General features: G+C 45.9%; 19 protein-coding genes. 3 read left to right on the top strand and 16 right to left on the bottom strand.

Translation table 11 applies throughout. The annotated features are described in order from the left end of the window. Nucleotides 1–103: 103 nt before the first annotated feature. From V3C10_07175 to V3C10_07165, 3 genes are all read right to left on the bottom strand, one after another. A complete protein-coding gene (locus tag V3C10_07175) occupies nt 104–790 on the bottom strand; it encodes a hypothetical protein (GenBank protein ID WVP63580.1) in 687 nt (228 codons plus the stop codon). Nucleotides 791–1,051: 261 nt separating this feature from the next. Further along, entirely contained in the window at nt 1,052–1,771 is a 720-nt protein-coding gene (locus V3C10_07170) for a LytTR family DNA-binding domain-containing protein (protein ID WVP63579.1), read from the bottom strand. Nucleotides 1,772–2,269: 498 nt separating this feature from the next. After that, entirely contained in the window at nt 2,270–2,599 is a 330-nt protein-coding gene (locus tag V3C10_07165) for a hypothetical protein (protein ID WVP63578.1), read from the bottom strand. A 35-nt stretch (nt 2,600–2,634) separates the two neighbouring features. Between V3C10_07165 and V3C10_07160 the strand changes: the two genes are divergently transcribed. After that, entirely contained in the window at nt 2,635–3,051 is a 417-nt protein-coding gene (locus V3C10_07160) for a creatininase family protein (GenBank protein ID WVP64592.1), read from the top strand. A gap of 112 nt (nt 3,052–3,163) precedes the next feature. Then, nucleotides 3,164–3,610, top strand: a complete 447-nt coding sequence (locus V3C10_07155; protein ID WVP63577.1) for a hypothetical protein — start codon at nt 3,164–3,166, stop codon at nt 3,608–3,610. Between the two features lie 216 nt (nt 3,611–3,826). On the opposite strand, the gene V3C10_07150 is transcribed toward V3C10_07155, so the two are convergent. The 12 genes from V3C10_07150 to V3C10_07095 form a co-directional block, all read right to left on the bottom strand. Next, complete coding sequence (locus V3C10_07150; protein ID WVP64591.1) at nt 3,827–4,066, bottom strand: helix-turn-helix domain-containing protein; 240 nt, start codon at nt 4,064–4,066, stop codon at nt 3,827–3,829. 30 nt (nt 4,067–4,096) lie between these two features. Beyond that, complete coding sequence (locus tag V3C10_07145; GenBank protein WVP63576.1) at nt 4,097–5,890, bottom strand: type IV secretory system conjugative DNA transfer family protein; 1,794 nt, start codon at nt 5,888–5,890, stop codon at nt 4,097–4,099. 57 nt (nt 5,891–5,947) lie between these two features. Continuing rightward, nucleotides 5,948–6,928: a DUF3991 and toprim domain-containing protein gene (locus V3C10_07140; GenBank protein ID WVP64590.1), complete on the bottom strand. Its 981-nt coding sequence runs from the start codon at nt 6,926–6,928 to the stop codon at nt 5,948–5,950. Between the two features lie 14 nt (nt 6,929–6,942). Next, the gene (gene mobP3 / locus V3C10_07135) at nt 6,943–9,771 is read right to left on the bottom strand and encodes a MobP3 family relaxase (GenBank protein WVP63575.1); all 2,829 of its coding nucleotides are present in this window, start codon (nt 9,769–9,771) and stop codon (nt 6,943–6,945) included. Between the two features lie 15 nt (nt 9,772–9,786). After that, entirely contained in the window at nt 9,787–10,464 is a 678-nt protein-coding gene (locus V3C10_07130) for a hypothetical protein (protein ID WVP63574.1), read from the bottom strand. Between the two features lie 88 nt (nt 10,465–10,552). After that, nucleotides 10,553–10,840: a hypothetical protein gene (locus V3C10_07125; GenBank protein ID WVP63573.1), complete on the bottom strand. Its 288-nt coding sequence runs from the start codon at nt 10,838–10,840 to the stop codon at nt 10,553–10,555. Between the two features lie 141 nt (nt 10,841–10,981). Beyond that, complete coding sequence (locus tag V3C10_07120; protein ID WVP63572.1) at nt 10,982–11,401, bottom strand: hypothetical protein; 420 nt, start codon at nt 11,399–11,401, stop codon at nt 10,982–10,984. Nucleotides 11,402–11,756: 355 nt separating this feature from the next. Next, nucleotides 11,757–12,020, bottom strand: a complete 264-nt coding sequence (locus V3C10_07115; GenBank protein ID WVP63571.1) for a hypothetical protein — start codon at nt 12,018–12,020, stop codon at nt 11,757–11,759. Then, nucleotides 12,017–12,292 carry a DUF6103 family protein gene (locus tag V3C10_07110; GenBank protein ID WVP63570.1) on the bottom strand — a complete coding sequence of 92 codons (276 nt, stop codon included), beginning with the start codon at nt 12,290–12,292 and terminating at the stop codon, nt 12,017–12,019. The genes V3C10_07115 and V3C10_07110 overlap by 4 nt, the downstream gene beginning before the upstream one ends. 14 nt (nt 12,293–12,306) lie before the next feature. After that, nucleotides 12,307–13,257 (bottom strand): DUF6329 domain-containing protein, encoded by a 951-nt coding sequence (locus V3C10_07105; protein ID WVP63569.1) that lies wholly within the window; start codon nt 13,255–13,257, stop codon nt 12,307–12,309. A gap of 120 nt (nt 13,258–13,377) precedes the next feature. Beyond that, on the bottom strand, nt 13,378–13,656 hold the full coding sequence (locus tag V3C10_07100) for a hypothetical protein (GenBank protein ID WVP63568.1): 279 nt from the start codon (nt 13,654–13,656) through the stop codon (nt 13,378–13,380). A gap of 77 nt (nt 13,657–13,733) precedes the next feature. After that, nucleotides 13,734–14,735, bottom strand: coding sequence for a C40 family peptidase (locus tag V3C10_07095; protein WVP63567.1), 1,002 nt, complete (start codon nt 14,733–14,735; stop codon nt 13,734–13,736). A 202-nt stretch (nt 14,736–14,937) separates the two neighbouring features. Here V3C10_07095 and V3C10_07090 point away from each other — a divergent pair, with 202 nt between their 5' ends. Beyond that, nucleotides 14,938–15,309, top strand: coding sequence for a helix-turn-helix transcriptional regulator (locus V3C10_07090; protein ID WVP63566.1), 372 nt, complete (start codon nt 14,938–14,940; stop codon nt 15,307–15,309). 18 nt (nt 15,310–15,327) lie between these two features. On the opposite strand, the gene V3C10_07085 is transcribed toward V3C10_07090, so the two are convergent. Beyond that, entirely contained in the window at nt 15,328–15,855 is a 528-nt protein-coding gene (locus V3C10_07085; GenBank protein ID WVP63565.1) for a gamma-glutamylcyclotransferase family protein, read from the bottom strand. Between the last annotated feature and the right edge of the window lies 1 nt (nt 15,856).

Here is a 15,856-nt window from a genome sequence, read left to right as displayed (position 1 = left end):
TATCATTTCATGAAACTGGAAATTGGCACTAAACAGACTTTTTCCAAAACAAACAGCTATCATTTTCTGGCTATACTAATAAGTGTAGTTGAACCCTCTGCCATTAGATAATTTCTCTCACAGCAATCAAGAATACAGCAAAATCAACGGGTACCACATACCATATATCTTCATCGCGTCCAAATGAATTTAACCGTACTATTTTACTGCTTTCTCGTATATTACTCTTAAAAAAATCCAAATAGTTTATATAGATTGGATACTGTAACTCTAATTTTTCAATCACGTTCGGATTCTGTTTTGCCGGCTGATTCACATAATACTGAAACCGTTCAAAAGAGCTGTTGTACAAGTGCTGTAATTCATCACAGAACTGCGTCTTGGACAACACAGCATTCTCCTCCACAGGATAATCATAATATTGAAAATATTCTTCAAATTCTGTATTCTTTAAACACTCAAATTCCATTGCATCGCCATCACAGGAGTTTACTAAATCGATGAACAACAGAATCGCTGCATATTCCTCTATTTGATATTCCCTGCTATCAGGCAGCTTAAAGCGGCTGAACCTAAAATCCACATACCAGCCATTTACTCCATAGAGTGTCACCAGTTCTGAAGAAATACAGTATCGATTTTTCCAACACTCTACTTTTTCAAAAAACAGACTCCACTTATCGGAATTACTTCGTCCGGCAATACCTGCCTTGTCCTCCAGAAACTTCAGCAGGTACTGGCTGAAATTATTGACAAAAAGACTTTTTCTCAGTTTCTCATACCATTCCATATTTTCTCCTGATTATCTATAGCTCTATATCGTATTATCCTCGAAATTTTCTGCAAAAAGCATTTTCCCCTTATCTCATAATAGTAAAATTCTTATCCTGGCCCTCGGCATACGTTACAATTTTTTTCCATGCAGTCTTATCTTATTTTATCACATACATGGAGATGTTTATCTGAACTGCCATGAAACTATATTGATTATGTAACGAAAAGATCACTCACAAAAAAGTACAGGGCTGCCGAATTATAACAGCAGCCCATTCTACTCCTCATTGATTTTTAAATAACGCATATACGCGTCTACGAATTCCGCATATTTCGTCTTGGATAAAATTACACGCTTCCCATTAATCAGTGTGATCGTAGCCCTGTCATAGCTTTGGACCTTTCCAAGATTCACCAGGTACCCCCTGTGACAGCGAAAGAAAGAGTCCCCAAACAAGTTTTCCAACTCCGCCATCGTAGAATACACTTCAAATTGCTCGTGCTGCAGATTAATAACGGCCTTCCGCAGGTTACTCTCCACAAAGTAAATGTCCCTGGGATAAATATGCAAATGGCGGGTTTTTGTGTGAAAAAAGACAGCCTCTTCTTTTTCCTTTTTTTCATACCTTTCTGCCGCACGTTTCAGTATCTTCTCAAATTTTTCTTCATCGAGAGGCTTTAATAAATAATGGAACGGAAATAAATCGAGCGCTTCAAATACATATTCATCATAAGCTGTAATAAAAATCACGGCCGGCGAGTTTGGCGTTTTTTTTGAAATTCTGTTTTGGAGCTGTTTGATTACATTTAAGCCGTCCAGCCCCTCCATACGCACATCCATTAAAATGATTTCAAAACTTCCGGTGCTGCTTAAAAACTCCATACCGCCTCGATACTCTGTAACAACTGCTTCAGGCAGAATTTTCATACACAAAGCCGAGAGGTAATTAAGCATATGAGGATCATCGTCACAAATACCAATCCGCAACATCATCATTCTCCTAATCCGTTTGTTAAATTGTTATACCTTATCGCGCAGAGCGCGCCCATGCGTAACATTCAGTTACGGGGTTGCCCGAATGGGTATAATTTTACCATAATTCTAGACCAATTCAAAGAGAATGTCATGAAACGCCTATGGTAATGTAATGAAATAGAAGCAAGACCTACCAATAACTGTGATATATTTATTATGTCCTGCCTGACCTGACGGAACACACTCATACAAAACATTAAGCTGTGATTTGACCGGAAGCTTACATCATGCTTCATAATTAAAAAGGGGGAATGTAAAATACTGACATATATTGAACAAATACCATTTATGGGTATTCTTATTACTTCATTAGCTGTTTGGGGAGTCTGGATGTGGATCTATCACTGCATAAAGAGGGAGTATCCAAACATCTCTCATGTATTCTGGTTAATGTTGTCGTCGGGATATGCGTCCATATTTATAGTCCTATATCTTTGGCCGGTATCTTCCAGAGCATTATCACCAGACTATTACATCGGCAAAGTGCAGCTGATACCATTCCATACCATCATGCAGACCAGCTGTCTCAATACGGTGGGAAATCTTGCTGTCCCATTTTTCATGCCATTTTTTCTGTACTATAATTTTTATAAGGAAAGTGTTAAGAAAACAATGCTCTGTTCTTTCTTTATTGTGGCAATGATTGAGCCAGCTCAATTTATGATCAATCAATGCACCCGGTTTCCTAATTTTGTAGTGGATATTGATGACTGCATTCTGCAGGTAGCTGGCTGTGCGATTGGCATTGGCATCATTGCATTCCGGCGATGTGTGCTGCGAAAAGGTCAATCTAACAAATGCCCCTGCCCGGGTAGAGCAATTAAATAAGAGGAAAAAAGATATGTTTACATCTATTTTTCAGGAAACGATGGCAGAGGCATGAAGATTTTCTGCTGGTAGTAAATCCTGACTATCCAATGGAATGGTTTACAGAAACGGAGCCGACGGAGTCTGGTCTGTTGGATATTCATGCCGGAGTGTTTGAAACAGCGGTTTTGAATTATTTTTATCCCCAGTTGGTGGATTTAGAGACCGCCGAAATGTTAAAGTCCACATCTCTGGATCAGGCAAAACTGCAAAAATGGCTTCAGGGAGGCGAGGAAACAAAAAATACCGTACCCCTCGGCTATACAGGAAATCCAGCCGGTTACAAGGATATCAGCCACCATGTGGAAGATATGATTTGTTTACAGGTGGACGATATTGCAAAAAAAATCAACGAATTCATTTCAAAGAAGTGATAAGAAAAAGGAGAGAAAAACGATGTATCTGATTTTATTTTTTTGTGTTCCACTCATATTAGCGCTTGTACTCATTAAACTCACGGAAAAGAAAACACAGCGGAAACATGCGATGCTAATTCAGTCAATCATTGAAGGTTCCGAGAGCGCGGTTCCGGAAACAGCGGGCTTTGAGATTGTTATGGCACAGGGAGCGAAAGACGCGGTCTCTACGGTGAAAGGTTATGACCGGATACAGTCCGGATATTCCCATATGCCCAATCTGATTGTCCGGTACCGGGAAGATGAGATGTATATTATGGCTGTTCCCTGCCCGTCCATGACAAAGATGGAAGTAGATCCGGATTTTATCTTACATATCACGGCCAGCATGTTGAAAGAAGTAAAACTTGGAGCGATGGGCAAAGTAGCTTTTTACTTTAAAGACAGCAGCCAGTTTTTTGCAATGACGGTAACTGATTTCGCCATCCCTCTTGCAACGCAGCCAGTAGAACATAAGAACTTTAAGCCATATATCAAGGAGTTTGCCAGAAGGGTGAACGGGAATGAACAGGAGTAAGACGATGGAGTTGTTAAAACAAGCGGTTCAATGAATAGGAATCACTTTTTTGCACTTAGTGTTCCAAGGACAAAGCCCACTTACAAAATGACTCTATCTCTAATTCCTTTCTCTGCTATAATATCTATACCGTATTGGTTCCTTCACTTTCTTGGGCCACTATGACCTATACCATAAGACACCGCCAAGGCATACATCCCCCTTGGCGGTGCTTATTTATTTTAGAATCGTATAAAACAAACTACTTTTTCCGCCTTTCGGCCTCCAGCGTTGTTCTGTTCTTATATACCCCGCCTTTTTCAAATCGCCAACCGCCCGCTGCACAGTCCTGCGCGACAAGTGAAGCTCCTCAGCAATCGTACTCATCGCCGGATAGCACTGGTGATTGCGGTCAGCCCGGTCTTTTAAATACATATATACGGTAACCGCGCGGTGGGGTAACTGTGCATTGTAAATTTCTTTAAAAAATCCCGTAAAAGCACCCCCTTAATCTGTCCGCAAAGGCGGCCGGCATTCCTCATTCCTTACAGCTCGTTTCAAAATTCCACGAGGCGGCGCTCCTTCACTATCATCGATTGGAAAATCACTCAGTTCATCAAAATCACCCTCATCTTCCCCCATCTGCCTGTGTATAATCTCCTGCTCCAATTCCAGCCGGTCGGCATAAAACACCGGCCTTGTCATATGCTGCTCTACCTGGTACTCCTCCTCAAACTGAATCCCCCATTTAAAAAACAGCCGTAGCTCTGTCCTCATCGGATGACAGCCGGTCTTTGCCAATATAAAATGCCCTTTAGGAAGCGACTTGAGTTCATCCGGCGTCATAAGCGGCCGTCCAATCATTTGTAGGCTCTGACTGGGGTCATTTTTCCCTCTGCTGATGGAACCGGACAGAACCGTCTTATTTCCCAATGCCTTTGATAGAATCTCCGCACTCTCCGAGTTCGGTGCAAATCCTCCAAACAAAATCCCCTGACAGTTATCAATAATAATCTCGCTGCCCTCCTTACCGTAGTTTTTCTGTAGCTGGGCAAAACTCTGGATAATCGGCACCATACTGATTCGCCTGGACCTTCCGGCCGAAAACAACATCTCCAGGGATTCAATCTTTGGTATCGTACCAATCTCATCACCAAAAATCACAACCCGTTTCGGCAGCTTGCCGCCATGCTCATCCGCTATGGAAAGCATCTCCCGGTAAATCTGCTGCAGGAACAGGCTGACCATGAAATATTTTGTTGTGTCCTCCTCCGGTAGCACAATGAAAATAGCTGATTTAGAATTACAGAATGTTTCTGTATCCATCGCGCTGTCAAAGCACAGAATCTGCTCCATCTCAGAATCAAGAAATGCATTGAGCCTGGACATGGCAGTGGAAAGCACAGAGGCCATAGCCTGCTCTGCCGTGTTCAGCGCCGCACCGGCGAACCATCTGGCCTTGTGATCCGCCGGCAGTTTCTGCATCAAAAGCTGGAACTGATTCTTTCCTTTTACTGGTGACGGTGCCAGAAGATCCTGAATCAGTTTAAACACACTTACGATATGCCTCTGTTCCTTTGGACAGTATTCAGAAATTAGCAGGATGACGCTGGTGAGCAGTCCCTCCGCGGCATCATAGAAAAACGCGTTTTGACCGTAGCTGGCCGAATCCCCGCCTCCAGAACTGATAATCGTCTTTGCCGTAATCTTCGCGTACTTTTCTGCCTTTGCTTTATAAGCCAGGTTCTCCGGTTCTGCCAAATACATATCCATATACTTGTTTACCATTCCCAGGATATTGTCCCCATCGGAGCGGGTTGGATTTCGTAAGTCCAGAATCGATATCTGGTAACCATAATACTTTTTGGCAATCCCTGCATAGTTCCGGTACAGGTCACCTTTGGTGTCCGTGCAGAGCCAGCTCATCCCGCTGGCACAGGCATACTCAATACACGGGTAAAGAAAATTTGCTGTTTTTCCAACACCGGCCGCACCAATCATCAGCAGATGGATGTCACCTGAATCAACCAGGGCTGTCACACCTGTCCGGGTGAATTTACCTCCCACCACAATTCCCTGTACCTGCGGCAGATGTTTTCCCTGACGCCACAGTTCCGGCTCATATGGAACATGTGTGAATGTTTGCTTGATTTCAGCCTCGCTTGCAAACCGTGCCGTGCCATACTGACCGTCCCCCACTGTCTTTGACTTAATTCCATCTAAGCTGTAGTGGTTCGCCAGGAATGGAATCAGACCAAGCAAAATAAACATTGCGGCTCCGGCACAGATTAATAATATCATTCGACCCTCCAGTATCTTTCCCCCCTTCTTTCAAACTTCAAATACTATAATTGTTTTTTATGCCATCTTTAAAATTTTCACCTCCTGCTCCGGTTCCTCCATCCAATCTTCTGCCGGCTGGGCAGGTTCGCCATGAGTGGCTTTGCAGTCTTCATTCCAATCCTTATGAATGGATCGCTTCTCCTCTACCATCTGGTAGCCCATTTCCACCAGTTCCTCCTTAATCCGTTTAGCCGCTTTCATGCCGGGAACATCATGATCCAAGCACAAATAAATACTCTGGATATCCGGGCTTTCCTTTAACATCTGAAACATTGCCTGTCGTCCGACACCACATAACGCAACATAGCTGTGAAGCTGCCACCCTACCTGGTGAAGGGAAATATAGGAAAGCATGTCGATTGGCGCTTCAAACACATACAAGGTATCGTCCGTTCCCTTCCAATGAAAGCTGTAACGCGGATCACTGCTCTCTATGTTTCCCCGATAGCTGTTCCCAAAGGTATAAATCCCTTTTTTATGTGCATGTCTTGCAATGCCGTTTTCATCTTTTCCAACAAAGATTGCATTGTGGTATTGTTTTGTCCTGTCATCAGAATATTCCAGACTCTCATACAACAATCCGGCCTTTGCAAATATATTTATCACATTCGGATCCAGGAAACGTTTTTTTAGGAGATACGCAAAAACGCGGCACATATCTGGATTAGAGGGCGGCAGGGTAAAGGGCTTTGTTGGCTCTTTTATTTTCCTCTCACTCTGTTTATATCCCTCGCCCTGCTCTCCGTTTAAAAGCATGGTGACCGCCTCTGGAAAACTTAGTCCGTAGAACCGCTGCACAAAGCTAATAGAACAGCCCCCCTTTTCTATTTCGTGATCATACCATTCGTTTCCTCTGACAGTCACACTGTGGTCGGAATCCAGACGCCGGTCCCTGCCGGAAGGAAGTAGCTTCTCTCCCTTGCGCAATAGAAAATCTACCAGGTCAACGGAATTTGCACGTTTCTTCTGTTCTTCTGAAAAATAAATATATCCCATCATTTCACCTTCTTCTAATATACGGTTTGTTTCGGTTCATGGTCATCCCGTTTATGGCCTTGTGCTGCCTTCTTTTCCTGGATTCTGCGGCGCAGTTTCCGTTCAACAACCGCACCTGCTCCACGGCCTCTTTGTTCTTCCTCCTCAAATATTTTTGCTAACTGGTGCATAAGCCGGGTTGCTGCCAAAAAGCTGGATGGGTCACGGAATGAATCCAGGTGGTCCAGTAAGAACTGTGCATAAATATTTCCCTGAGCCGCAGATGCTTCCAACAACGGTATAGCTTTTTCTTTATCTCTTGGTACATCATGGCCACAAAGATATAACTTTCCAAGAGCATATTGGGCATACTGGTTTCCCTTTTCTGCTGATTGGGAAAGCCATTTAATCGCCTCCTCCACATCTTTTAGCACATCTTCACCGGTCAGATATATTTTTCCAAGCTGATAAGCTGCATAGTCATTGCCGCCATCCGATGAATATCTAAAATATTCAACCGCTTTTGCTATGTCTTTGTCTGTTTCCTCTCCTGCTAGGTATATTTTTCCAAGTGTATACTGAGCATAGGGATTATTTGCAGCCGCTGCTTCCGATAACCACTTCGTTGCCAGTGAGATATCCTTTTCAATCAGCTCACCCGCCAGATACAGCTTTCCCAGCCGGTAGGCAGCAAAATCGTGACTCTGTGCAGCAGCTTTTACAAACAATTCCACCGCTTTCCCAATATCCTGTTCTACGCTTGTTCCTTCCAGATATAATTTCGCCAGCACATAAAGTGCCGCCGCATGTTCCCCTTCTGCCGCCTTCTGAATCCACCTCACCGCCTGCCCCGGATCCCCGATTTGATGTTCCAGCCAATGCCGGCCCAATGCGTACTGGGCATTGACATTTCCTATCTTTGCAGCCTTTTCCCAATAAGTAGCCGCCGCTTCTTCATCTTTCTTGGACCCTGTTCCGGTATATAACATCTGACCGAGGCGGTACTGAAGCTTATCATCATGGCTTTCTGCTTCCAATGAAGTAAATCCAAAGAATGCCTGACGGAAGTGTTCCTGGGCTTTGCTATCATCTTTTTCAGTTCCAATTCCATCCCGGTACATTTTAGCCAGTTCGTAACTGGCATAGGGATTGGATTGACTGGCTGACCTCTGGTACAGAAGCAATGCTTGTTTGTAGTCCTGTTGTACCCCCTGTCCCCGATAGTAAAGGCCAGCCAAAGAATATTGTGCATACTTGTGATTTTGAGCGACTGCCTTTGACAGCCAGGTGGCAGCTTTCTTATAATCCTGTTCTGTTCCAAGACCGGCCGCATACATTTTTCCAATCCGGTATTGCAGGTAGGGCCTGCGTCTCTCTTCCGCTAACAATTCCGCTGACAGAAATGCGGTCAACGCTTTCTGATACCATTCATTGGCCGACTGCATATCCACCTGACGTCCCAGTCCATCTGCAAACATTCTGGCCAGGTCATACATTGCCAACGCATTTCCGGATTCAGCTTCTTGCAGGAACAGTCGGAATGCCTCCTCAAAATCCGGCTCTGTCTTCTTCGTTCCATACAGGTAGGTTCTGGCCAGGCGGTAAACATTGCTCCACTCTGCACGGATTTCCGTTGGCCCCGCTCCCTCCGGCAAATCCATTTCTTCTGTAAATGTTTCTAGCTCCTGGACTGCTTCCCCTTCACCATCCGCTTCTGATTCATCCGATTCTTCCTCAAATAAAAAATGATGACCACCGATCTGTAGTGCTTCGGCAATCACCATATTTTTGATACTTTTAAATTGTTTTTGCTGGGACAGCGGCGGCAGCAAAACCGGTTGACTGGAATATGTGCTGCGGATCTGATCTCCCCAATTTCCCCACATTTCATAAAGGTTCTTTACTCTTGGCTCCTCTCCCAGTTCATCTACGATCCGGTCCACCAGTTGTTTTACGTCTGCTTTCAGATAACCGTACACTTTTTTCCCTTTTGAATTTTTCAGCCGCTTGGAGAGTAACACCATCTTTTTCTCTATCTCTGGGGTTACCGTGACTCCCATTTTTATCTGACACAGCATTTTTTTCATTGTCTTTGCAGCTTCAGTCTTCAAATCCGCACGTGCCTTGTTCTGTTCCTCATATAGGTTTGCGAAGTCCTGGCGGAAAATACTGTGAGCCAGTTCTGAGCGCATCGCTTCAATTGCTGGCTCTGTGAGAAAGCCATCATTGTCTTTTGCTGAATATACCATGATGTGTACATGTGGATGGTGGCTTTCGTTGTGATACGCCGCATACCATCTGAGATTCTCACTGTCGATTTTCATGTACTTGCTGAACATGGCCCGCTTGGAACGGAGCAGCTCCATCCACTGCTTCCCAGAATCATATCCCAGTCTGGCGGCATCCCCCCTGCGCAGGCTTACAACATGCGTCCAGACTGCGCCTTTGTGCTGTCCCACCTCCTCCTGCACTTTTTTTAGCACCACAGGTTTTCCTGCATCTGTAAACAGACCATGCTCCCCAACCCGTTCTGCCCTCGGCCGGTTTGCAAGATAGTCCACATAGTTTTTTCTCTTACCTAACAAATCTAAGTTCTGTTCCAGGGCACACGATATAAATTCAGATGCATTTCCAATGGTTGACCGGGCCACATAGTCTCCATATTCCAGCATTTCTTTCGTCTCGGGCATATCACGGAGGATTTGTAACATTAACTTTTTCTGGGCGGCAGTAGATGGCAGATGGCGCTTGCTTTCATCTATCTTTTCCACGCCCTCCCGTGTCCCGATATACTTTACATAGTTTCCCAGCTGCTCCTGCGGTGCATCGCGCATGTAACGGCTGGTGAAGATAATTTTAGGCACTGTTTCCTCCTGATACTATTTTGTAAATCTCTGCGGACAATAAAAAACTAGCAGTTCAAACCATTGTTCCTGCCTGTCATCCCATTCTCTTTCCTGATAATCACAGCCAATATAAAAGTCCCCCAGAAAAAACATGGATATTTCTTTCTGAAGTAAACGTATCTCCTGGGTCTTAAAGTTGATGATTCCGATATTGAAGTATTCCTCTCCATCATTGTATGGCACAATCGAATTAATACATTCGGTACACAAAAATTGTGACATCTGTTCCAAATCCAAAACGTTAGAAGGCGTTACTGCCACCTCACCAGTATAGTAACCCCTGTCCATATCAGCCGTTCCCCAGATTGACAATCCGCCCTCTCCCGTATTCAGTATACTTGTGCTGGAACGGCCATAATCTTCTTTTTTATAGTTCCCACAATCTTCATAAGGATTAATCTCGATATGAGCCAGCTGAAATTTATTGAGATCGATCACTCCAATATTATCTTCCCCCCAGTAAGCCGGCAGCAAGGTCCCGCCTGCACAGCTACAGAGAGTACAATTTTCTTTTGTAGTCTTTGAACCATACCGTCTCTCATTCTCCGTATTAGTCTCTATCTTCTTTTCTATAGTAGGCGGTCCTGTTACCGTCTGTGCTTCATTCTGGACACAACCCGCTAATAAAACAGCGGTCAAAAGAATACTCATGAAGTAATTTCCTGTTTTAAAAATGCACATCACTTCTTCTCCCATGGTAAAGCCCCGGGGACAACTACGATTGCCCCCGGGGACGCAGTTAAAATGCGCCTAGTTCTTTCAATAGCTTCACACAATCTTTTGCCCCCTGAATGTAGAGGTATTTGCAGTCATGATCCGCAACCAATTCTTTCGTTTCAATATACTGGTTGATTGTATCGCGCTTTTCATTTGGCAGCTCCTGTAGGATGGATTGGACTTTTATACTCAAGTCCACTTCCTCCGACAAAAGTTCTTTCTCTGCTGTATCCGCTGCTTCCCTTCTGTTTTGCAACGCTGTTTCTGTCAGTTCTCTGATTGCCTGTTCCAAAATTTCATTTGGTTCCATATCTATCACACTCCTTTTTGACACAACATAACTGTTTCATATGAAAAAATCCATACAAAAATCAATAAAAATTTTATCCTTTAGCCGTTTACATGCGATACATGAAAATAGTTAGCAAGGTCTTGCCAGACTTACTATCTTTTATACTTCTCGCTTTTGGTATTTATATGCGTCCTCAAACTGAACCGCACCGTTGATCCGCTTTACTTCTTCCACACATTTTATGTGTAGCTTCCGTAGCGCATCTTCATCCACATCATGGGAGTAAGCAAGTACATGAGCCAGTTTTGAAATCTCCACCGCCAATTTAAAATCCATTCGGGCAAGACGGTTTTCGCTGTCATGGACAGTGCCTGTAAGAACCGAAGACAAAGACTGCAACAGGTAATTCTCAGCTTTTCTGGAATTTAGAAATCCAATATAAAACTTCATTGCCTCAGTGACAAACTCATTCCGTGAACGGACACCGGCAAACTCCAGCAGTTCATCGGCCCGGTCTACCACTTCCTTCTCAACATAAAAGCCAACCCGCACTTTTTCTGTTTCCTTTGCCAATTCCATCCCTCCGCTTTCCATTTTCAGTATTCATAAAAATGCGTTGTTTTACTGCTGATTTGGCCTATGATTTCTAAACCGGCAGCAAATATTTCATCACGATTTACCTGAGTATTCAAACCCTAAGTCCCGGACGGCTTTGCCGGCCGGTGTTTCCCGGGTTTAGGCTGCGAAAGCAGCATAAACCCTTTAACCTGCACCTCTTTCGACCCTGCTTCTCTTTTCCCAACCGGGGCCGTTCTGCCTTCTTCACCGAAGGCCCAAAGGGCCGGTCAATCCCCTTTAGGCTATCCCAGTCCCACACCGGTTCTCCAACCGGCACAAAGGGCCGGACAAGCGCTCACACGGCCGATACAAATTCCTACTCCATCATGCCAAAGGTCTGCATTGCCAGTTCTGGTTCATAGATCTCCACCTCCCGTAAGTCAAACTCGGACAAAGGATAGAATTCACGCCCGAATTCTCCCAAATCATGCCTGTGCATATAAGCTGCATTGGTGGCCTGAACCCCGAGGTCTGCCTGGCCGTCCTGCTCCGTTGCATGCACCATTTCTATGCTTCCATCCCCGAATCTCAGGAACATTCCTTCCCGGATCTCCTCTCCGTGCCTGTCCTGATATCTCATAGGCTGCCTGTACTCCCTTCATTCCGGCTGCCCGAACCGCTCTCCCGCGCTGGCTCCGTCTGCCGCCTCGGTCTGGCAGGCTTAGTCGCTTCCTCTCTGGCAATCTTATCATCCAAGTATTCCCGGGTGGCCTGCGGCACATATTTTTCGTACATCTTCTGCAGATAATCGCTCAACTCTTCATTCAGGTCTGCGTCCTTTTTCCCCATATGATAGGTCAGAGCATCCAGACGCTCTGTATTAAATGTCAGTGTCACCGTTGTATTTTTCATTTAAACGTCCCCTTTCATGTATCAATAAACTTCTGACTTGCCATCTCTTCATCCAGATCATTGACCCATGCCTCGTAGTCCTCCACACTGCAATAACCTCCCAGCATGGCGGAAAATGCATTCAGCCGGCTGGCCTTTATTCCGGACAGCTCCATCTGAAGACCATAGTACCTCTGGTATACACGCTGCACCTTGGCGTTCAGCACATCACTCCAGGCATCCCTTCCCGCCTCCGTCAGGGTATTCCCATCCAGCTCCACAATGGTATGCGGCACATCATCAATCTCCGCATGAACCAGATGGACATTCTCCCAACGGGTACACAATAAGTCCTTCAGCCGCTGGTTCCCCTGTTTATCTTCCTGCTCCGTCCCCTGTTCTGCTGCCCCACAAGTTTCTTCCTCCGGAATGAAATTGGGACAGTAATCCAGATAGTAGCAGATGTCAAATCCGTCTCTCAGGCATTCCACGTCGGCAACCTCCGGCCGCTCCTCCAGCATCCTAAGCAACAGTTCTCTCAGATATCCGACCTCCGACAGCTTCATTCCCAGCCGCTCTTCCAGCTCTGGAAAATCTGTAACCCAGTTTCCTGTGCTGGTCATGGTGGTCCCATTTTCTACAATCCAGTCTACAGCATCTGCCAGAACCTGATTCGCTCTTGCCAAGGATTCATAGGGAAGGGCAAAAGCCTCCGGCACGTAAACAGCATACCTGGCATAGGAGGCTCCCTCCGTTTTAACCAGAACACCGTCCCTGAATCCTTCTCCCTTCACCAGCAATGTATCATACCGCTCATCTCCTGCCTGTTTCATCATGGCTGAGTGCTGTTCTAAAAAAGCATACTCTGCACATGGCTTATCCAGGAACGCCTCAAAATCTTTCGCAGAAAGACATATGGTTCGCCCGATTTTAGTTTCGCGTGGGCAAAACCGCTCCGGTTTTCTTTCAAAAATCGCTCTAATCACGGTACCTCCTCATCCCATACCTTTCTTTCTCACACGCCTGTGTCCGCGCTTCATCTATCCACAACGCAGAGCAGGCCGCCCTGTTTTACGCGCTCCTGCTCCTTGTTTTGTTTCCTGTTTCTAAAGTCCTACCGCCATCATTAACCTCATGGCGTCCCGGAAACCGGCCATATAAAGCTCCTGGCATTCCTGTTCCGCTGCACAGAACTGATCCAGCAGCAGATTGTCCAGCCATTCCCGATCTTGATCAGACAGGGAGTGAAGCACCCTATCCATCCGGGCCACGTTCTCCTTCATCTCCAAATCATAGGTCTTAGATTGCTTTAAGCCATACGCTTCCCTGACCTCCTGAATCCGCTGAAACATCAGTTTCTCAGCCTGCTCTTCCATCTCGTTCATCTGTATCTCACCTCCTTGCAACAGCCAACATATCCTATCTCCGCCCACAAGTCGATACCCAATACCACCAAAGATTTCTACTGGCGCAGACGTCCAAAGGCATAGAAATGACTGCGCCAGTACGCGGAATCAATGTTGGCATATCCAATCGGATCTCCGCAGTGCAGCATCTGGTTTCCGCCCACATACACTCCTACATGGCTCACTGGCGTCGAGGAGGCGTAGGTCTTTGTAAAGAACACTAAGTCTCCCGGCTTGGCCTCCTCCCTGGGTACTACTGCGCATTGGTTAAAGATTCCCTGGGCAGTGGTCCGCGGCATATGGTAAACACCGGATTGTGTGTAAATCCAGCAGATGTAGCCACTGCAGTCAAAGGAGGTCTGCGGGGATGAACCTCCCCAACGGTAAGGAAATCCAATGTACTTGGTGGCCTCTGTCAAAAGAGCCTGATAGCTGCCATCTCCCATGGCTGCACCTGCCAACATCCCTCCCGGAACCGCCGGACCATAAAGGGCTATGGTATGGATTCTCTGGGCATTGGCCCGCTGTTCTGGCCCGACCGTCACTCCCAGACGATTTTCTATATTTGCATAGACCGTCTCTAAATTTTGAATGGGAATCGCAGCCGTGTAAGTGTTACCGTCCTCATCTTCCCGCTCCTCATATTCGATAAAGCAGTCTACAAATTCTTCTTTCATCTGGCTGGAAGGCTGGGCCGCGCCGAAATACAGAGCATAAAAAACTGCCTTAATCTGCTCCTTATTTAACTCCCCGTCCTCCACATGCTGAATCCCTGCCAACAAATCTTCCAGGGAATCAAAGCTCTTCTGGATGTCTTCGATGTACTGTCTGTATTCCTCCGGCATCTGGCTTGGAAGGTTTCCTCCATGAAAGGCCAGGTCAATTGCCGAAACATTATGGGAACTGGCACCATCCATGATGCTTAACAGCATGACCGTCACCAGAATAAACGGCAGCAGAATCGATGCTACAATGGTAGCCACAACCGTCCGCGCCCGCTTATCTGTCACAGCAAGCGCGGCTGCCTTTGCCACAAGAATCGCTGCTGGAACTGCCATATTTCTCCTCCTCCCTCTCTTGTTTATTGTCTTACTGCGCGCACAAAGTTTCTGCTTCTCGTTATTGGTGATGGAAGGAATGGCCTGCCCCTTTTCATGGAACACAATATCTGCTCTTTATTATACACTATATCGGTTATTATTCAACCGATTAGAACGCTGTATATGCGCAATAAAGTAGGATAGACTGTTGATATAGCGTATGAAACGGGGTGAACACATGACAGAACACAATGCGAAGGAGATCGGTTCACGCATTCGCAGCCAGCGCGAGACGTTAGGCTACAGCCGAGAAAAACTGGCCGAACTATCCGAAATTTCCAACTCTTTTCTATCCGATATTGAACGCGGTGAACGAGGCTTCTCCGTTGCCCTGCTTGGCAGAATCGCCAGAGTGCTGGGGCTATCCGCTGATTATATTCTGTTTGGCAGGGAACAGGCCACCGATTTAAGTCCCATCACAGACATGCTTTCCGGTCTGGATGAGAAGTATATTCCCGAACTTCAGGAGCTCCTGGGAGCTTATCTGAAAACAATCACGATTGCAGAAAAACACGAACAGGCTGTGCGATAGGCGCAGCTTTTTTCTGTTTTACAGGCGAAAGCCTCCCAGATCCCCCATGTGCCGTTGCTGCCACTGGGCCTCTTCCTGGGAGATAAGTTCCTCGGTCCGATCCAGTGCCTGCTCTAACACTCCTATATCAAATCCAGCTGTTTTGTATCCATCTTCAATGACTTCATAATAAAAGTCAGACGGCATTGCCAGTGACCGTCCATCATTCATCACATACACCATGGCGGAGACAGTCTCTCCCTCCAGTTCTACGTCCATCATCTCCTTGCGATACAGGTGCGGCCAGCCCTCATACCGATCCAGAGCCAACTCATCCCATGGCTCTATATTCCACAAAAGAACAGGAACACTCCCGCCTTCCTTTGGCTCCACCGTTGCCACACCGCGGAACAAAAGCTCATAGCCCTTGATTTCACTCGTTCCTGCCACCGTCGCAGTGGGGCAGCGTTTCTCCATCTGGGGGAGATTTAAATTGCTGCCATAGGCCATATACAGCCTCCCATTTCCAGTTTTCTGTTCTTTCTTCTGCGTTGTTCTTCTTGCCATA

Origin of the sequence: [Clostridium] symbiosum, assembly GCA_036419695.1 — a bacterium.
Lineage (GTDB): Bacteria > Bacillota > Clostridia > Lachnospirales > Lachnospiraceae > Otoolea > Otoolea symbiosa_A.
The sequence above is the reverse complement of the archived record's forward strand: the minus strand, read 5'-3'. Positions and strand labels throughout refer to the sequence as shown.